General features: G+C 74.9%; 17 protein-coding genes. 7 read left to right on the top strand and 10 right to left on the bottom strand.

Features of this window, described 5'->3' with window-relative positions:
* Nucleotides 1–121: 121 nt before the first annotated feature.
* A complete protein-coding gene (locus SM577_RS16770; RefSeq protein WP_302920294.1) occupies nucleotides 122–1441 on the top strand; it encodes a glycosyltransferase family 4 protein in 1320 nt (439 codons plus the stop codon).
* A gap of 22 nt (nucleotides 1442–1463) precedes the next feature.
* On the opposite strand, the gene SM577_RS16765 is transcribed toward SM577_RS16770, so the two are convergent.
* Nucleotides 1464–2309 carry a rod shape-determining protein gene (locus SM577_RS16765; protein WP_474587294.1) on the bottom strand — a complete coding sequence of 282 codons (846 nt, stop codon included), beginning with the start codon at nucleotides 2307–2309 and terminating at the stop codon, nucleotides 1464–1466.
* A 169-nt stretch (nucleotides 2310–2478) separates the two neighbouring features.
* Between SM577_RS16765 and SM577_RS16760 the strand changes: the two genes are divergently transcribed.
* From SM577_RS16760 to SM577_RS16735, 6 genes are all read left to right on the top strand, one after another.
* A complete protein-coding gene (locus tag SM577_RS16760; RefSeq protein WP_302920296.1) occupies nucleotides 2479–2685 on the top strand; it encodes a hypothetical protein in 207 nt (68 codons plus the stop codon).
* A 151-nt stretch (nucleotides 2686–2836) separates the two neighbouring features.
* On the top strand, nucleotides 2837–3646 hold the full coding sequence (locus SM577_RS16755) for a rod shape-determining protein (protein ID WP_474587293.1): 810 nt from the start codon (nucleotides 2837–2839) through the stop codon (nucleotides 3644–3646).
* A gap of 26 nt (nucleotides 3647–3672) precedes the next feature.
* On the top strand, nucleotides 3673–3909 hold the full coding sequence (locus tag SM577_RS16750) for a cation:proton antiporter regulatory subunit (protein ID WP_302920298.1): 237 nt from the start codon (nucleotides 3673–3675) through the stop codon (nucleotides 3907–3909).
* Between the two features lie 110 nt (nucleotides 3910–4019).
* Nucleotides 4020–5669, top strand: a complete 1650-nt coding sequence (locus SM577_RS16745) for a serine/threonine-protein kinase (protein ID WP_474587292.1) — start codon at nucleotides 4020–4022, stop codon at nucleotides 5667–5669.
* 103 nt (nucleotides 5670–5772) lie between these two features.
* A complete protein-coding gene (locus SM577_RS16740; RefSeq protein WP_474582602.1) occupies nucleotides 5773–6582 on the top strand; it encodes a metal-dependent hydrolase in 810 nt (269 codons plus the stop codon).
* Nucleotides 6579–7496, top strand: coding sequence for an amidohydrolase family protein (locus SM577_RS16735; RefSeq protein ID WP_474587291.1), 918 nt, complete (start codon nucleotides 6579–6581; stop codon nucleotides 7494–7496). Before SM577_RS16740 ends, SM577_RS16735 begins: the two co-directional genes overlap by 4 nt.
* Nucleotides 7497–7504: 8 nt before the next feature.
* Here the strand turns inward: SM577_RS16735 and SM577_RS16730 are convergent, their stop codons facing one another.
* The 9 genes from SM577_RS16730 to SM577_RS16690 all read right to left on the bottom strand — a co-directional run bounded on the left by SM577_RS16730 (nucleotide 7505) and on the right by SM577_RS16690 (nucleotide 16542).
* Nucleotides 7505–8554, bottom strand: coding sequence for a phosphotransferase (locus SM577_RS16730; protein ID WP_474587290.1), 1050 nt, complete (start codon nucleotides 8552–8554; stop codon nucleotides 7505–7507).
* Between the two features lie 10 nt (nucleotides 8555–8564).
* Nucleotides 8565–9068, bottom strand: coding sequence for a hypothetical protein (locus SM577_RS16725; protein WP_474587289.1), 504 nt, complete (start codon nucleotides 9066–9068; stop codon nucleotides 8565–8567).
* A gap of 108 nt (nucleotides 9069–9176) precedes the next feature.
* Entirely contained in the window at nucleotides 9177–9323 is a 147-nt protein-coding gene (locus tag SM577_RS16720) for a hypothetical protein (protein ID WP_474587288.1), read from the bottom strand.
* Nucleotides 9324–9383: 60 nt separating this feature from the next.
* Nucleotides 9384–11009 carry a hypothetical protein gene (locus SM577_RS16715; protein ID WP_474587287.1) on the bottom strand — a complete coding sequence of 542 codons (1626 nt, stop codon included), beginning with the start codon at nucleotides 11007–11009 and terminating at the stop codon, nucleotides 9384–9386.
* Nucleotides 11006–11731 carry an ABC transporter ATP-binding protein gene (locus tag SM577_RS16710; protein ID WP_474587437.1) on the bottom strand — a complete coding sequence of 242 codons (726 nt, stop codon included), beginning with the start codon at nucleotides 11729–11731 and terminating at the stop codon, nucleotides 11006–11008. The genes SM577_RS16715 and SM577_RS16710 overlap by 4 nt, the downstream gene beginning before the upstream one ends.
* 313 nt (nucleotides 11732–12044) lie before the next feature.
* The gene (locus SM577_RS16705; RefSeq protein WP_088992997.1) at nucleotides 12045–12638 is read right to left on the bottom strand and encodes a nucleotidyltransferase family protein; all 594 of its coding nucleotides are present in this window, start codon (nucleotides 12636–12638) and stop codon (nucleotides 12045–12047) included.
* Nucleotides 12639–12882: 244 nt separating this feature from the next.
* A complete protein-coding gene (locus SM577_RS16700; protein WP_474582597.1) occupies nucleotides 12883–14556 on the bottom strand; it encodes a bifunctional 3'-5' exonuclease/DNA polymerase in 1674 nt (557 codons plus the stop codon).
* A gap of 125 nt (nucleotides 14557–14681) precedes the next feature.
* Nucleotides 14682–15617 (bottom strand): carbohydrate ABC transporter permease, encoded by a 936-nt coding sequence (locus SM577_RS16695; protein WP_302920309.1) that lies wholly within the window; start codon nucleotides 15615–15617, stop codon nucleotides 14682–14684.
* A 13-nt stretch (nucleotides 15618–15630) separates the two neighbouring features.
* On the bottom strand, nucleotides 15631–16542 hold the full coding sequence (locus tag SM577_RS16690; protein WP_302920310.1) for a carbohydrate ABC transporter permease: 912 nt from the start codon (nucleotides 16540–16542) through the stop codon (nucleotides 15631–15633).
* Between the last annotated feature and the right edge of the window lie 14 nt (nucleotides 16543–16556).

Here is a 16556-nt window from a genome sequence, read left to right as displayed (position 1 = left end):
AACGACGGCGTCTCCGCTGGTTAGCCGGCTGCCCGCAGGATTGGTGGCGATCCAGCCGCGACGACGGGCACCGCGCGGGTGCCGGCCGGCGCGCGCCCGGGGACAACTCCAAGGGGGCCGCATGTCACCTGACGCCGACGTGATCGACATCCACCCCGCCCGGCACCAGCGGGTGCTGATGCTCTCCTGGGAGTACCCGCCGGTGCTCGTCGGCGGCCTCGGCCGCCACGTCCACGCCCTCTCCGTCGCCCTCGCCGCCGCCGGCCACCAGGTCACCGTCGTCACCCGCCACGCCGACGGCGCGCCCCTTGAGGAATACGCCGACGGCGTCCGCGTCATCCGCGCCGCCGAAGACCCCGTCACCTTCCCCCTGGCCACCAACAGCCTGCTGGCCTGGACCATGGCCTTCAACCACACCCTCACCCGCGCCGCCCTGCGCGCCACCGACACCGCCGACCACGACGTCATCCACGCCCACGACTGGCTCGTCGCACACACCGCTGTCACCCTCGCCGAGCACCTCGACCTGCCCCTGGTGACCACCATGCACGCCACCGAGGCGGGCCGGCACCAGGGCTGGCTGCCGGAGGAGATGAACCGCACCATCCACGGCGTCGAGCACTGGCTCAGCAACGCCTCGACCCGGGTGATCGCCTGCTCCGGCTACATGCGCGACCAGGTCACCACGCTCTTCGAGGTGCCGGCCGGGCAGGTCGACGTGGTGCCCAACGGGGTCGACGACCGGGCCTGGCGGGCCCGTCCCCGCGCGGTGGCGTCGGCCCGGGCCCGGTTCGCCGGGGACGGGCCGCTGGTCGGGTACGCCGGCCGGCTGGTCTACGAGAAGGGCGTGCAGCACCTGGTGCACGCGGTGCCGTACCTGCGCCAGCGGCACCCCGGGCTGCGGGTGGTGATCGCCGGGGACGGGCCGTACCGGGCCGAACTGGAGGAGGAGGCGCGCCGGCTCACGCTCGGGCCGACCGTACGCTTCACCGGCTTCCTGGACACCACCCAGTTGCCGGCGATGCTGGGGGCCACCGACGCGACGGTGGTGCCCAGCCTCTACGAGCCGTTCGGGATGGTGGCGCTGGAGGCGGCGGCGGCCGGCGCGCCGCTCGCGGTGGCCCGTACCGGCGGGCTCGCCGAGATCGTCGAGCCGGGCGTCACCGGGGTGACCTTCCCGCACAGCGATCCGGATGCCCTGGCCGGCGCGGTCGACCAGCTCCTCGGCGACGAGGTGTTCGCCCGCCGGGTCGCCCGGCGGGCCCGCACCATGGTCGGCCGGCGCTACGGCTGGGCGAGCATCGCCGACCGGACCGCCGGCACGTACGCGACCGCCCGGCGGGAGCAGGGCGCGTGGCGGGCCCGGCGCGCGGCCCGGCCGGCCGGCGGTCAGCGGATCGTCATCCCGGAGGGGAACCTGCTCGGCCACGCCGCCTGCTGAGCCCGGCCGAAACGCCGAGGAGTCACGGCGCGCCGGTCGGCGTCGCGGCCAGCGGGGCGGCGCGGCCGTCGCGCGGGTGGCGGGCGGCGGCCATCGCGGCCAGACCGGCGCCGGTGAGCGCGGCGGTGTACGGCGCGGCGGCCGGCTGCACCGCGATCCGCAGGGTCTGGGACAGGGCGGCGATCAGGTCCGGTCGGGCCGCGCCGTCACCGGCCAGCACCATGCCCCGGGCCAGGGCCGCCAGGGCGGTCGGCCGGACGGCCGGCTGCTGGTAGATCTCGCGGACCAGCCGGGCGGCGACGGTGGCCAGCACGTGTACGGCGGCGCCGTCGGTGATGTCGCGGGTGCCGAAGTCGGTGCGGCGGGCGGCGACCAGCTGCCCGTCGTCGAGGAGACCGATCTCGGTGACCTGCGCGCCGATGTCGGCGAGCAGCAGGGCGCCGGCGGCCGCGCCGGCGCCGATGGCGGCGGCGCGGAGGGTGTCGATGAACAGCAGCCGCCGCGGCGCGAGCGCGGCGGTGAGCACCTCCCGCATGGCGTACTCGTCGGCCGGCGTCGCGGACACCGGGCGGCAGGCCACCACGAACGGCTCCGCCTCGACCGGGGGACGGAACCGGTGCAGCAGTTGGCGCAGCGCGCTGGTGCAGGCCGGGGCGTCGACGAGGCGTCCGCGCCGCACCAGGGGCGCCCCCTGGCCGGGGCCGCCTCCGGTGGAGACGCTGACGGTGCCCCGGCCCAGGCCCCACAGCCGCAGGTGGGAACTGCCGGCGTCGACCGCCAGCAGCGCGGGGCCCGTACCGCGGTCGGCGGTGACCGGGCCGCGGCGGGCTCCCGGCTGCGGTCGGTCGACGGTGGTCCTGGCCGGCATGCCGCCCTCACTTTCCGCGAAACGACCTCCAGCTTGGGCCGGCGGCCCGGCGGCGACAGCGGAGCCGACGGGCCAACAACCGCGCCGCAGCTTGCCGGCCACCGGCAAGGCGGCGGGCGCGGCGGCGACGGTTGGCCGGTCCGCGTGCGGCGCGGCTATGGTGTGCCGCATGCGAGTCCCCCAGCAGCGACGCACCGTCGAGCAGCCCGCCGGGCTGCCGATGCTGGTCGTCGCCGCCGTACTCGCGGTGATCTTCTCGCCCGGTCGCGCGGTGGGGCTGTGCATCGTCTACCGGCTGGCGAAGCGGGCGGTTCCGGGTTGCGTCCCGGCGTGGTCGGCGGACCGGGCTCCGCCGGCCCGGCTCGGCATCGCCTGACGTCCACCACCGCCACGGCCCGCCCGGCCGTCGGTCCTCCTCCGCTGTCCCGAGCCGTCCCCGTCCGCGTACCGGCCCGTTCGGGCAGCGCCCCGCCGCCGGTCGCGACCAGCTCCGGCCGGCGGCACGACCCGCCCGGAAGGGTGCTGACATGCTCAACCCCGGCGCCTACGCCCGTGACGGGCTGCGGCAGATACTCACCATCGACCTGGGCACGGCCCACGTACGGATCTGGTCGCCCGCCCTCGGCCGGGTGGTCGAGGAACCGACGGTCGTCGCCTGGGGACCGCCCGGTTCCCGGTGCGCCGTCGGCCGGGCCGCCGTCGAGCTGGCCGACCGCACCGGCGCTCCGCTGGTGTGGCCGCTGCGGCACGGCGTGGTGGACCACTTCGCCGCCTGTGTGCACCTGCTGCGGGTGCTGACCGTCGCCCACGCCGGCTCCGGCGCGCCGCACACCCCCGTCCTGGTCGGGGTGCCCGCCACCGCCACCCTGCGCCAGCAGCAGCGGCTCACCGCCGCCGTACGGCGGGCGACCGGTGGCCGGGTCAGCACCGTGGAGGAGCCGCTCGCCGCGGCGCTGGCCTGCCGGGCCGGCCTGGACACCGAGGACCTGATGGTGGTCGACATCGGACAGGGCCGCACCGAGGTCGCCCGGATCACCGACGGCACGGTCACCGCCGCGGCCCGGGCCGACGGCTCGAACGACGTCGACCAGGTGCCCGCCATCGCCGCGGCGGTCCGGCGACTCGGCGAGCACACCCACCGGCCCGGCCCGCGACGGCTCCTGGTGACCGGCGGCGGGGCGGCCACCATCGGCGTCGCCGCCCGGCTCGCCGCGCTCACCAGCCGCGCCGTCACCATGCCACCCGACGTCCGGCTCGCCACCATCCAGGGGCTCGCCCTGCTGGCCCAGGCCCGGCCGCCGCACGCCGACGGCCGTCCGGGCCAGCCCGGCACCTGACCCAGCGAGAGGAGCGGGAACACGCCATGCAGATCGAGGTCGTGCCGCTGCCCGGGATCGGGCTGCGCCACACGTTCACCACCGAGCAGGGGCGCCGGGTCGGGGTGGTCACCCACCACGCCGGCGGGCTGCGCCGCCTGGTCCACGACGATCCCACCGATCCGGACCGCAGCTGCGACCTGCGGTTGACCCGGACCGAGGCGCTCGCCCTCGCCAACCTGCTCGGCATCCTCGACGTCGTGCAGCCCGACGCCACCGGCTGACCGCGGTGGCCGCGTCCGCCGTCGGATCGACCCTCCGGCCGGCGGTGGATGAGAAACCCCGCTGCGCTGACTATCGTGTGACCCAGGGTGACCGGGAGGGATCGCGGACCGTGCGGCAGCGGCTGATCGCGGGGCGGTACCGGCTGCTGGACCTGGTCGGGACCGGGGGGATGGGCCGGGTCTGGCTGGCCCGGGACGAGATGCTGCACCGGGATGTCGCGGTCAAGGAGATCCGGCCGCCGGCCTGGCTGACCGAGTCCGAACGGGACGAGGTGCGGCTGCGGACGCTGCGCGAGGCGCGCACCGCGGCCCGGCTCAACCACCCGAACGTGGTCCGGATCTACGACGTGGTGCACGACGGGGACAGCCCGTGGATCGTGATGGAGTACGTGCGCTCCCGCTCGGTGCACCAGATCCTCGCCGCCGACGGGCCGCTGAGCCCGCGACGTACCGCCCGGATCGGGCTGGCGGTGCTCGCCGCGTTGCGCGCCGCGCACGCCGCCGGCGTGCTGCACCGCGACGTGAAGCCGCACAACGTACTGGTCGCCGACGACGGCCGGGTGGTGCTGACCGACTTCGGCCTGGCCACCTTCGACGGCGGGGACGGCGCGATGACCGGGCCGGGCATGGTGCTCGGCTCGCCGCAGTTCGTCGCCCCGGAACGGGCCCGGGACGGGATCTCCGATCCGCGCACCGACCTGTGGTCGCTCGGCGCGACCCTCTACGCGGCCGTCGAGGGGCGGGCCCCGTACGCCCGGCCCAGCGCGATGGCGACGCTGAGCGCGCTGGCCACCGAGCCGCCGGATCCGATGCGCCGGGCCGGCGTGCTCCGGCCGGTCCTCACCGGACTGCTGCAACGCGACCCGTGGCGGCGGCTGACCGCCCTCGAGGCCGAACCGCTGCTGCGCGCCGCCGCCGACCCGGACCGGCCGGCCGCCGCCCGGCCACCGACGGCGGAGCCGGCGCCACCCCCGGCGGCCGGCCCGACCCGGCCGCGGCCCGCTGCCGGCGCGACCGGCCCGGTCCCCGACGGCACGCCGCCACCGTCGCGGGCGGAGCCGGCCGGGCGTGCGGTGCGGCGCGCGCGGTCGACGCGGCTGCGGCGCCTCGTGGCGGCGGGCCTGGCCGCCACCCTGCTCGCCTCGGTCGGGGTCGCGCTCAGCCTCGCCGGACGGACCGGCGAGCCGCTGACCGCCCCGTCCGGCTCCGGTGCCGGTGCCACCGACCGGCCCCGGCCCGCCGCGTTCGCCTGTGCGGCGACGCCGCCGCCCGGTGCCGCACCGGTGCCGTCGGTGCCCGCGCCGGCGGGCGCGTTCCGGCTGGTGGACAACTGGACCTGGCACGTGGACCCGGCCGGCTACCGGATCGCCGCCCCGGTGGCCTGGCTGCGCTGGACCGACGGCGCGGCGACCTGCTTCCGGGAGCCGGACGGGGCCCGCGTGCTGAGCGTGGAGGCCGGTCCCCGGCGGGCCGACCCGGTCGCCTGGTGGCGGGCCGAGGAGCGGCGGCTCACCGGGGGCGGTGCGCTCCCCGGCTACCAGCGCTACGACCTCGCGGCGCTGGACATGTTCCGGGGCGCCGCGATCTGGGAGTGCGCCTGGATCAGTGCGGCCGGGGACCGGGTGCACACCGGCCGGCTGCTGGCGAACGTCTCCGCCGACCGGGCGTACACCGTCTCATGGCTGACAAAAGAGTTCGACTGGCAGGTCAACACGGCATACTTCGCGATGATCCGGCAGAGCTTCACCCCCCTGCCCTGACACCGTCCCCTGTGGAGCCGTCCGGGCGATGCCCGCGCGGCACGGCTCTGAACTACAGTGGCGTAGTTTTGGCGCTCAAGATCCCTGGGGAGGGTGAGCCGAGATGATGGGACCGTCCCACGCGCTGTCCGGCGCTGCGGTGTGGCTGGCCGGGTCGTGGGCGCTGGACCACTTCGCCGACTACCACCAGTCCCCGCTCGCGCTCGCCGTCGGCACGGCGGTCTGCGCGGGCGGCGCGCTCTTCCCCGACCTCGACCTGTCCGGCAAGGTCACCCGCAACCAGGGCGGTGCCACGGTGGCCCGCACCTTCGGGGTGTTCTCGCTGTTCATCGCCGAGGTGATGGAGAAGATCTCGCTCGGCGTCTACTACGCCACCAAACTCAGCCGCGACCCGCGCCGCAGCAACGGGCACCGCACCCTGACCCACACCATCCCGTTCACCCTGCTGGTCGGCTGGGGCACCACCGCGCTCTGCGCCGCGTACGGCAAGTGGGCGGTGATCGGCATCCTGTTCTTCATGATCGGGCTGGCGCTGCGCGGGCTGTTCGACGAGTGGGCCGAGCGGGCCGGCTGGGTGATCGTGACCCTGGTGTCCGCCGGCGCGGCCTGGTTCGTCGCCGCCAACCTGCCCGGCGGCCGGGGCTATCCGCTGATCGGCACCGCCGTCGGCGTGGGCTGCTTCGTGCACATCCTCGGCGACATGATCACCAAGGCCGGGGTGCCGATCCTCTGGCCGATCCCGATCAAGCGTCGAATGTGGACGATGATCGGCCTGCCGAACAGCATCGCGCTGCGGGCCGGCAGCAAGACCGAGGTGGTCGTGGTGCGCGCCGCGCTGACCGTGATCGCGGTGCTGGCCGCCGCCGGGCTGGTCGCCCCGTCGGTGCTGCAACGCTTCAACATTCAGGTATGACCGACCGGCCCGCCCCCGCGGCACCGCTGTCCGGGGCCGACGACGCCGAGGTGCCGGCGTTCTGGCGCGGGCTCGGCCTGCCCGGGCTGGCCGACGTGCACGTGCACTTCCTGCCGCCCCGGCTGCTGCGCCGGGTGTGGGCGTACTTCGACGCGGCCGGACCGCTGGTCGGCACCGAGTGGCCGATCCGCTACCGGTGGAGCGACGCGGAACGGGTGGCGCACCTGCGCCGGCTCGGCGTCCGGGCGTTCAGCGCGCTGGCGTACGCCCACAAGCCCGGCATGGCCGCGGAGCTGAACCGGTGGACGCTCGACTTCGCCCGGTCCACCCCGGGCTGCCTCCCCTCGGCCACCTTCTTCCCGGAGCCGACGGCCGCCCGGTACGTCGCCGACGCGCTGGCCGCCGGCGCCCGGGTGTTCAAGGTGCACGTGCAGGTCGGCGGGTTCGCACCGACCGATCCCGCGCTGGACCCGGTCTGGGGGCTGCTGGCCGAGGCCGGGGTGCCGGTCGTGGTGCACGCGGGGCACGCCCCGGTCGGCACCGCGCACACCGGGCCGGAGCCGTTCGCCGCGGTGCTCGCCCGCCACCCGCGGCTGCCCGCGGTGGTGGCCCACCTGGGCGCGCCGGACTACCGGGCCTTCCTGGACCTGGCGGAGGCGTACGAGCGGGTCCGGCTGGACACCACGATGGCCTTCACCTCGTTCTTCGACCGGTTCGTGCCCTTCCCCACCGACGAGCTGCCCCGGCTGCGGGCCCTCGGGCTGGCCGGCAAGGTGCTGCTGGGCAGCGACTTCCCGAACCTCCCCTACCCGTACGCCGAGCAGGTGGCCGGGCTGGCCCGGCTCGACCTCGGCGACGACTGGCTGCGCGCGGTCTGCTGGCACAACGCGGCCGCCCTGTTCCGGTTGGACTGACCTGCCACTCAGTCCAGCGCCGTCGCCGCCCAGCCGACCAGCAGTTCCAGCACCGGGCGGCGGCCGGCCATGATCTCGGCCTCGTCGCGCCGGTCGTACGTCTGCCCGGTCGGGCCGCCCAGCCGGGTGAGCATCAACGGGGCCAGCCAGACGTACTTGGCCGCCCCGGTGAGCCGGACCGCGCGGGTGACCGTCGCCGGGTCGACCGCGCGGCCGAGGCCGGCCCGGTACCCGTCGAGCACGGTGGCCGCCACCTCGTCGAGCAGCGCGACGTCGACCAGCCCGTCCAGGAAGGTGTCCAGCACCAGGTTGGCCGCGTCCTCGCCGACCGGGCCCGGCCCCACGCCGGACCAGTCCAGCAGCACCGGACCGGCGTCGGCGAAGACCAGGTTCATCGGCCACACATCGTGGTGGCACAGGGTGCGCGGCAGCCGGTCGGTGGCGGCCACCACGTCGTGCCGCCGCTCCCAGAGCCGGCGCAGGGCCGCCCGCAGCGGCGCCGGCCAGGCGGCGACGGCCACCGGGTGCTCCCAGGGCACCGCCTCGGGCACCGGCCGGCTCAGGGTGTAGTCGCGCAGCCAGTCCCGGGCCAGCCAGTCCGGCGCCCGGTCCGGCCCGGGCCGGGCCCGGCCGGGCGGGTCGGCGAGCCAGCGGGCGTGCCCGGCGCCGAGCCGGCCGGCCACCTCGCCGAGGTCGGCGGCCGAGCAGGCGGTGCCGGGCCGGCCGGGCGCGTCGGTCAGCCAGAGCGCCACCGTCCCGTCCGGGCGGTCCTCGACCGCGAGCGGCGCCGGTGCGGCCAGTCCGGGGTACGCGGTGGTGGCCAGGCCGCTGCGGTATGCCTCGACCTCGCGTCGCCAGTAGTTCCAGTGACCCGGGTCGGCGCTGCCCGCCCAGTGCGTCGGGCCGGGCCGGCCGGGCGGGGCGAGCAGCTTCAGCACGGCCGGCCGCCCGTCGCGGCGGGTACGCCAGATGCCGCCGGTCACCCCGTTGAGGGTGTTGTGCGTCAGCGACTCGGCCGGCGCGTCGGCGGGCACCAGGTCGACCGGGGGACGTGCCATCGCGCCCGGTCTAGGAGGTCGCGCCCGTGCGGTGGACCGGCGCGGACGCCGGGAACCGGGCCGGCCGGCGGCGGAGCGACCGTTCGGCCCACCGGCCGCCCTGGACGGTCAGCGCGTAGGCCGACACCGGGGCCACCACGGCGAGCGCGGCGAGCACGCCGGCCAGCCCGACGCCGGCCGGAGACCCGCCGGTGGCCAGCCCGACGGCGGCGGCGTACAGGGCCGCCAGCACCATCGCCGCCGTGGTGCCGGCCAGCGTCCGGGCCAGCGGGCCGCGCCGCCGGCCGGCCGCCTCGCCGAGCAGCACCGCCGGGGCGAAGAGCAACGGCACCAGGACGGCCCCGAGCAGGGCGGCGATCAGCAGCAGTAGCGGCCCGGCCAGCGGACCGCCGGCGTCGGCGCCGGTGGCCAGCCCGTACCCGAGCAGGGCGAGACAGCCGAGCAGGCCCTCGGCGGTGAACACCAGCCAGGCGGCCACCGCCCCGGCGACGTGCCGGCCCATCGCGACGAACATCGGACCCCCCGTGTGCGGCACGGACGCCGCCTGGGGAGACGATATCCCGCCCGACGACTCGTTGCCGGGCACCCGCTCCGCGACGAGCAGCCAGCCGGCGCCGACCACCTACCCGTCGATCTCGGTGACGAACGGCAGGTGCGTCTCCGCGTGGGCGGCCACCCAGCCGGCATACGCCCCGAGCCTGTCCCCGCCGATGCCGCGCAGTTCCGCGAGCACCGCCACATCCGCCGCGCTGGCCCTCCGCACGATCACTCGGCGGAGTCTGGGCGGGTCGGTCCCCGGCGGCGCCCGCACCGGCCCGGCTGGTGGTCGCTACCGGGCTGGCACGTCAGCCTTCGTTCCGGCGGACGGGCGTAGTGCGGCGGCGTCACGGGAGGCCATCGCCCCGAGCAGGCGCGTACCGCGCTGGTGGAGCAGGCGCACGACGAGACCGGGGACCGTGGACAGGATGCCGGTGGCCAGGATGAGGGCGGAGAGTCCGGTCGCCCACCACCGGCCCGCGACGACCGCGCCGATGACGCCCGGGACGACGGACGCCAGCACGACGAGCGGGAAGATCGTCATCTGCCCGCCGGTCGGATCGCCAGCTCGCTGGCCAGGGTAGACGCGATCGCGAGCGTCGGCACCCACGGCAGGCATCATGACCGCGAGGAGCGGTGCCACGGTGCAACCGACAGCGGCCGCGACGACGGCGCCGCCGACCGCGACCCCACCCACGGGCGAGGCGGTCAGTGCCCACAACACGGCCGCCAACGCGACGGATGGCGCGCCGAACAGCAGTGCCCACGCCAGCATCCGCCCGTGCACGTCGGCCTTGACGGCACCTGGCGTGGTGAGGACCTGCCACAGCGCCGTGCCGTCCAGGGCATAGGTGTTGATCGCCACCATCGCGCCGAACACCGCTACCGCCGGACCGACGAACGGCAACGCCCAGTTCCAGCCGGCGACCGCGATGATCGGGGCCATGAGCAACGGGGTCAACCAGGCACTGCGCAACTCCACGCCGCGCGCCGGATCACGTAGCCAGGTGGCCAACTCTCGGGCAGCGACCGCCCTCACCTGCGGCGCCACACCCGACCCGGGCAGTCCGCGTCCGGGCGCGGCGGGCCGGTTCGGGGTCGCCCGGCGAGGCGGCCGACGCAGGGCGTGCGCCGTCAACGCGATCCAGCCCAGCTGCAGTAGGACGCCCACGGCCAGCAGGACGGCCAGCGGCATCACCACCCCGCCCCACCCGGCGCCGTCGCGGGCGCTGATCGCCGCGCGGTATCCCCACCCGGTGGGCAGCAGCGTGAGCAGGTCGACCAGGGAAGCCGGCAGCTGCCCCGGGGTGAGGGCGGTCAGGGCGATGTCACCGTCGCGGAGACGCGGCAGCAGCCACGCCGCGACCGGTACCCATCCGGCGAACGACAGCGCCAGCATGATCGCGGTCTGGACGGCGGCCAGTGTCATTCCGGCCCGGGTCTGCAGCAGCCAGGCCGCCAGCGCCGCCACCGTCTTGCCCGACCAGACCAGCAGATACAGCTGGGTCAGCGCGGCTGCCCCGGCGGTCGCGACCGCCGCAGGGCCGGCCGGCGCGGCCAGGACCAACAGAGACAACAGGCACGCCAGGGTGATCAGCGGGCCGACCCCCAGCAACTCGGTCCACGACAGGGCTCGCGCCAGCCGCCACGACGGGACAGGGTAGCCGCGTAGCCACTCCCGCGAGAGGACCGACGGTTCGTGGCGAGGCTGGGCCAGCGGCCCGAGCACCCACATGCCACCCCACCCGGTCAGCGCCGCCGCGATCCAGCCCTCGTGCAGCACGCCGCGGGCGACCCCCGAAGCGCCCGCGACCACCAGTGCCGCCAGGACCAGCCCGGCGACCAGACCGAACCCGCGCTCGTCGTGCGGGCCGTTGCGGAACAGCCGCAGCTTGAGCGCGAACAGCGTCCGGGTCACGCCAACCACTCCAGCGGGCGCACCGGGTCGGCGCCCACCAGCGCGACGAACCGCTCATTGAGCGTCGAGCCGGCGGCCACCTCCTCCACCGGACCCTCGACGAGTACCCGCCCACCGGCCACGACCGCCACCCGGCGGCAGTTGCGCTCGACGAAGTCCATGATGTGGCTCGACAGCAGCACGGTGCCGCCGGCGTCGACGTACTGCTTGAGTACCTGCTCGATGGAGCGGGCGGAGACCGGGTCGATCGCCTCGAACGGCTCGTCCAGCACGAGCACCCGCGGACGGTGCAGCATCGCCAGCGCGAGGTTCATCTTCTTCCGCATGCCCGTGGAGTACTCCACGATCAGCGTGCGCGGAACCGCGTCCAGGCCGAGGATCTCCAGCAGGTCACCCGCCCGCGTCTGCCAGCCGTCATCCAGGCCACGCAGGCCGGCGCTGTAGCGCAGCAGCTCCGTGGCGGTCAACCGCTCGGGCAGCGACAGCCCGTCCATCATGATGCCCAGTTGGGTGAGTGCCGCGTCCCGAGCGGTACGCAGGTCGTGACCGGCGATCCTGATCGTCCCCGAGGTCGGCTCCCGTAGCCCGCAAACGGCCGTGAGGGTGGTCGTCTTACCTGCCCCGTTGGGCCCGACAATGCCGTAGAACATCCCCGACGGGACGCTCAGGCTCAGCCTGTCGACAGCAAGTACGTCGCCGAAACGTTGGGTGAGATCTACCACTTCGATGGCGGGGCTGGCTGGATCAGGCACGATGCGGCGACGTCCTCACCTGAGTCGGAGCTGGTTACCGACAGCCTTCCGCGCCGCGCCGCCGGAGATCAACGGCACGTTTTGCTCCGCGCCATTACCCCGGACTTATAGATCGGCAGATACGAATGGAGTGGCGCACTGGAACATCGTGCGCGGCTACCGCCGCGCCGCCCGCACATTGACCCACACCGCTTCCGGCATCGCCCACCCGCACGACATCACCCTGGCTCGGTGAGCACCAACCGGCCACGGGCAACGCCTTCACCGAGTTACGAGACGTCCCTCAGACGCCGACCCGCTGGGGCGGGACGGTGAGACCGTAGAGCGCCATCAGCTCCGGGGTGTCCACCCGGCTGCCGTCGGCCACCGAGTCGCACGAGATGTCGACGATCTGGTCCTTGTGCGCCAGCAGGTACGGCCGGGCGCCGACGTCGGCGCTGGCCAGGGTGGCGATGCCGGACCAGTGCCGGCGGCCGAACAGCATCGGGTAGCCGCGCAGCCCGCCGTAGGTGGCGCAGACCAGCACGTCCGGGTACGGCAGGGCGACCACCCGGCGCACCGCGGCGGCGGTCAGGCCGGGCATGTCGACCGGCACCACCACTACCGCCTCGATCGCCTCGTCGTCCAGCGCGGCCAGGCCGGCCCGGATGGACGAACCGACGCCGGTCCCCCAGGCCCGGTTGACCACCACGGTCGCCCCGGTCAGGTCCGCCGTCTCGCGGACCTGGTCGGCCGCGGCGCCCAGCACGACCACGAGCGGTGCGCAGCCCGCCTCGGCCATCGTGTCGATCATCCGGCTGACCAGCGGCTTCTCCCCCTGGTGCAGCAGGGCCTCCGGGCCGCCGATACGGCGGCCGCCGCCCGCGGCGATGATCATTCCTGCGATCCGGTTCAGCTGCGCCCCCTCCACCGTGGAGCGGACCGCGCCGCGAAGGCACGATCCACCCCGTCGTACGGACATCGGGAGCAACGAGGAGGGGGCGGATCGGGTAGCGGGGCGAAAAGGGAAAATAGTGCAACCGTTATTCACCGGACCGATCGCCAGGAGCTGAGCCGACGGTCAGACCGGACGCGACCGGCCGGCGTGCGCCGCGAGGGGTCCGGCCGGCGCCGGCCGACCGTCAGGCCGCGTCGGCGTAGCAGTCGACGATGGACAGGTCGAGCGGGAACCGCACCGGCGTCGCGCCGAACAGCAGCGCGGTGGCCCGCTCGCCGGCCCGGCGCACCGCCTCGGCCACCGCGCCGGCCAGCTCCGCCGGGCAGTGCACGATCACCTCGTCGTGCTGGAAGAAGACCAGCTCCGCGTCGCTGCCGGCCAGCTCGCCGCGGAGGGTGGCCAGCAGCGTGGCGGCCCACTCGGCGGCGGTGGCCTGGATGACGAAGTTGCGGGTGAAGCGGCCCCGGGACCGCGCCGCCCGAGCGCGCGACGACTGCGGGTCGGCCCCGGCGTCCGGGTCGCCCTCCTCGCCGTCGGCGAACCCGGCCGTCCCCGGTGGGCAGGTGCGCCCGAGCCAGGAGCGGACCAGCCCACCGGCCTCGCCGGTGCGGGCGGCCGCCTCGACGTAGCCGAACGCCGTCGGGTAGCTGCGGCGCAGCACCGCCAGCGCCGGCACCGCGGCGCCGCCGGTCTGCCCGTACATCGCGCCGAGCAGGGCCACCTTGGCCCGGGCCCGGTCGCCACCGAACGCGTCCTGGGCGAGCGCGGCGTAGAGGTCGCCGGCCCCGCCGGCCGCGGCGAGCCGGGCGTCGCCGGAGACCGCGGCGAGCACCCGGGGCTCCAACTGGCCGGCGTCGGCGACCACGAACCGCCAGCCCGGATCGGCCACCACCGCCCGCCGGATCACCTTCGGGATCTGCAACGCGCCGCCGCCCCGGGTGGCCCACCGGCCGGAGACCACGCCGCCGGGCACGTACTCCGGCTGGAACCGGCCGTCGCGCACCCAGGCGTCGCGCCAGGCCCAGCCGTGCGCCGTCCAGATCCGGTAGAGCTCCTTGTATTCCAGGACCAGCGGCACCGCCGGGTGGTCCACCCCGCGCAGCACCCAGGCCCGGGTGTTGGGCAGCTCCACGCCGGCCCGGGCGAAGGCCCGCAACAGCTCCGCCGGGGAGTCGGCGTGCAGTTGCCGTACGCCGAACGCGTCGGCGATCCGGGCGGCCAGCTCGGCCAGCCGGCGGGGTGGGCCGCCGACCGGGGACGGCTCCCCGAGCAGCTCGGCGAGGATCTCGTCGTGCACCTCGACCCGCCAGGGCAGGCCGGCGGCGCCCATCTCCACCGCGATCAGCGCGCCGGCCGACTCGGCGGCGACCAGCAGCCGGAACCGGCCGGGGTGCTCGGTGGCGGCGATCCGGGCGAGCTGGTCGGCGTACACCTCGATCAGGGCGTCGAGGCCGGGCCCCGGCGGGCCGGGCAGGGTGTCGAAGAGCGCGTCCTGGCCGTGGCCGGGTGGCGCGGCCGGGCGCGGCGGCGGGTCGGCCGGCACCGGGGCGCCGGTGCGCCGGGCCCAGGCGGCGGCCAGCGACCGCGGCTCGCCCCAGCGGCCGGCGTGGCCGAGCAGCAGCGCCTCGGTCAGCTCGACGTCATGGCAGCGCTCGACCCGCACCCCGGCGCGCAGCAGGGCCGGGTAGACCGCCGCGCCGGACGCCCAGACCCACCGGGGGTGCTCGGCGCGCTCCCGGGCGGCCACCGCGGCCGCCAGGTCGGCGGCCGGCTCGACCGGGCCGGCCGGGCGGCCGGCCGCGTCGAGCGGGCACAGCGCTCCCCCACCCCGCTCGTCGGACACCACGGCCACCAGCACGGACGCGATTCTGCCCCGGCCCTCCGACACTCCCCGCCCCGCACCCGTCACCCGCTGCCCGGAACCGGAACGAGTGGCCGATCCCCGTGGAATGGCCACTCGTTCCGGGACGCGCGGGGGTGGGGCTACTTCACGGCGCCGGAGGTGAGGCCCGACTGGATCTGGCGCTGGAAGATGGCGTACACGATGATCATCGGCAGGATGGAGAGAGTGAGTGCGGCGAACAGGGCCGCCCAGTCCGCCTCGTAACCGGCCGAGGTAGAGATGCTGGCGATGCCCTGGGTGAGCACCCACTTCTGGTCGGCGCCCTGGCCCTGCATGAGCGCCACCGGCAGCAGGTACTGGTTCCACTGGCCGATGATGTTGAAGATCGCGATGCTGACCAGGCCCGGACGGGCCATCGGCATCATGATCCGGAAGAACAGCCGGGTGTGCGACGCGCCGTCGATCATCGCCGCCTCCGCCACCGACTGCGGCAGCGTCTTGAAGAACGCGGCCAGGAAGAACACGGTGAACGGCAGCGAGTACGCGATGTAGACCAGGATCAGGCCGGTGTAGGTGTTCAGCAGGCCCAGGTTGTTGACCACCAGGAAGAGCGGCACCAGGGCGAGGAAGACCGGGAACGCCAGCCCGGAGACGAACAGGTAGTAGATCACCCGGTTGCCCGGGAACGGGTAGCGGGCCAGCACGTACGCGGCCATCGACCCGAACAACATGGTCCCGGTGGTGCTCAGCGTCACCACGAGGACGCTGTTGAGGAAGTACCGCCCGACGTTCGCCTCGCTCCACGCCCGGGCGTAGCTGCTGAAGTTGAAGACCTCCGGCAGCGCGAACGGGTTGCCGAGGAAGATCTCGGTGTTGCTCTTGAACGAGGCGAGGATGGTCCAGATCAGCGGCGCGACCACGAGGATCGCCCAGACCAGCAGTGCGATGTGCCCGAGGCCGCTGAGCAGACCGACCTCGGCGCGCTGCCCGCGCCGGCCGAGTCGGCCCCGCCGGGGGTCGGGGGTGCCCGGGCCCGCCGGGGCGGCCGGGGCGCTCGGTGCAATTTCCGTCGTCATCGAGAACCCCGCCTTACAGCTCGATCGTGTCACGCCGGCTGACGCGCAGGGTGAGCGCCGCGAACGTGATCGTCAGGAAGAACAGCGCCACGCCCATCGCCGAGGCGTAGCCGAACTGGGAGTAGCTGAACGCGTTGCGGTAGATCTCCATGCCGAGCACCGTGGTGGCCCCGTCCGGGCCGCCCTGGTCGACCGAGAGCACCTGCACGATGGCGAACGCGTCGAAGGCGGCGATGCCGAGGTAGACCCAGGCGACCTGGAGGGTGTCCCAGAGCAGCGGCAGGGTGATCCGGAAGAACATCGCCGACCGGCCGGCCCCGTCGATGGTCGCCGCCTCGTAGATGTCCTTCGGCACCGACGCCATGCCGGCGGAGAAGAGCACCACGTAGAAGCCGACCGCCTGCCAGACCAGCACGCCGATGATCGACCAGAGCGCGATGTCCGGGTTGGCCATGAACAGCACCGGGTCCAGCCCGAACAGCCCGAGCGCACCGTTGAGCAGTCCGCTGTCGTCCGGGGCGTACACCCGGCTGAAGATCACGCCGACGATGACCACGGCCAGGACCTGGGGGAAGAAGAACACCACCCGGTAGAACCTCGACCCCCAGACCCCGGTCATCACGCCGCCCCGGCTCCCCCCGCCCACGTTGAGCATGAAGGCGAAGAAGAGCGCGAGGACGATCGTGAGCAGCGGCATGGCAAGCAGCAGGACACCGTGGTGCCGGACCGCTTTCCAGAAGATGTCGTCGGACAGCAGCCGCTCGAAGTTCTCCAGACCGATGAACTTCGGGTTGGCGCTCACCCCCCGCCAGTTGGTGGTGGCGAGATAGAACGCCTGGGCGTACGGCCCGATGACGAAGGTCACGTAGATCGCGACCGGCACCGCCAGGAAGCCGACGATGAACGGGTACCTGCCATGCCGCATGGTTGTCGTCTCCG

This window comes from Micromonospora desertarenae, assembly GCF_056150265.1.
The sequence above is the reverse complement of the archived record's forward strand: the minus strand, read 5'-3'. Positions and strand labels throughout refer to the sequence as shown.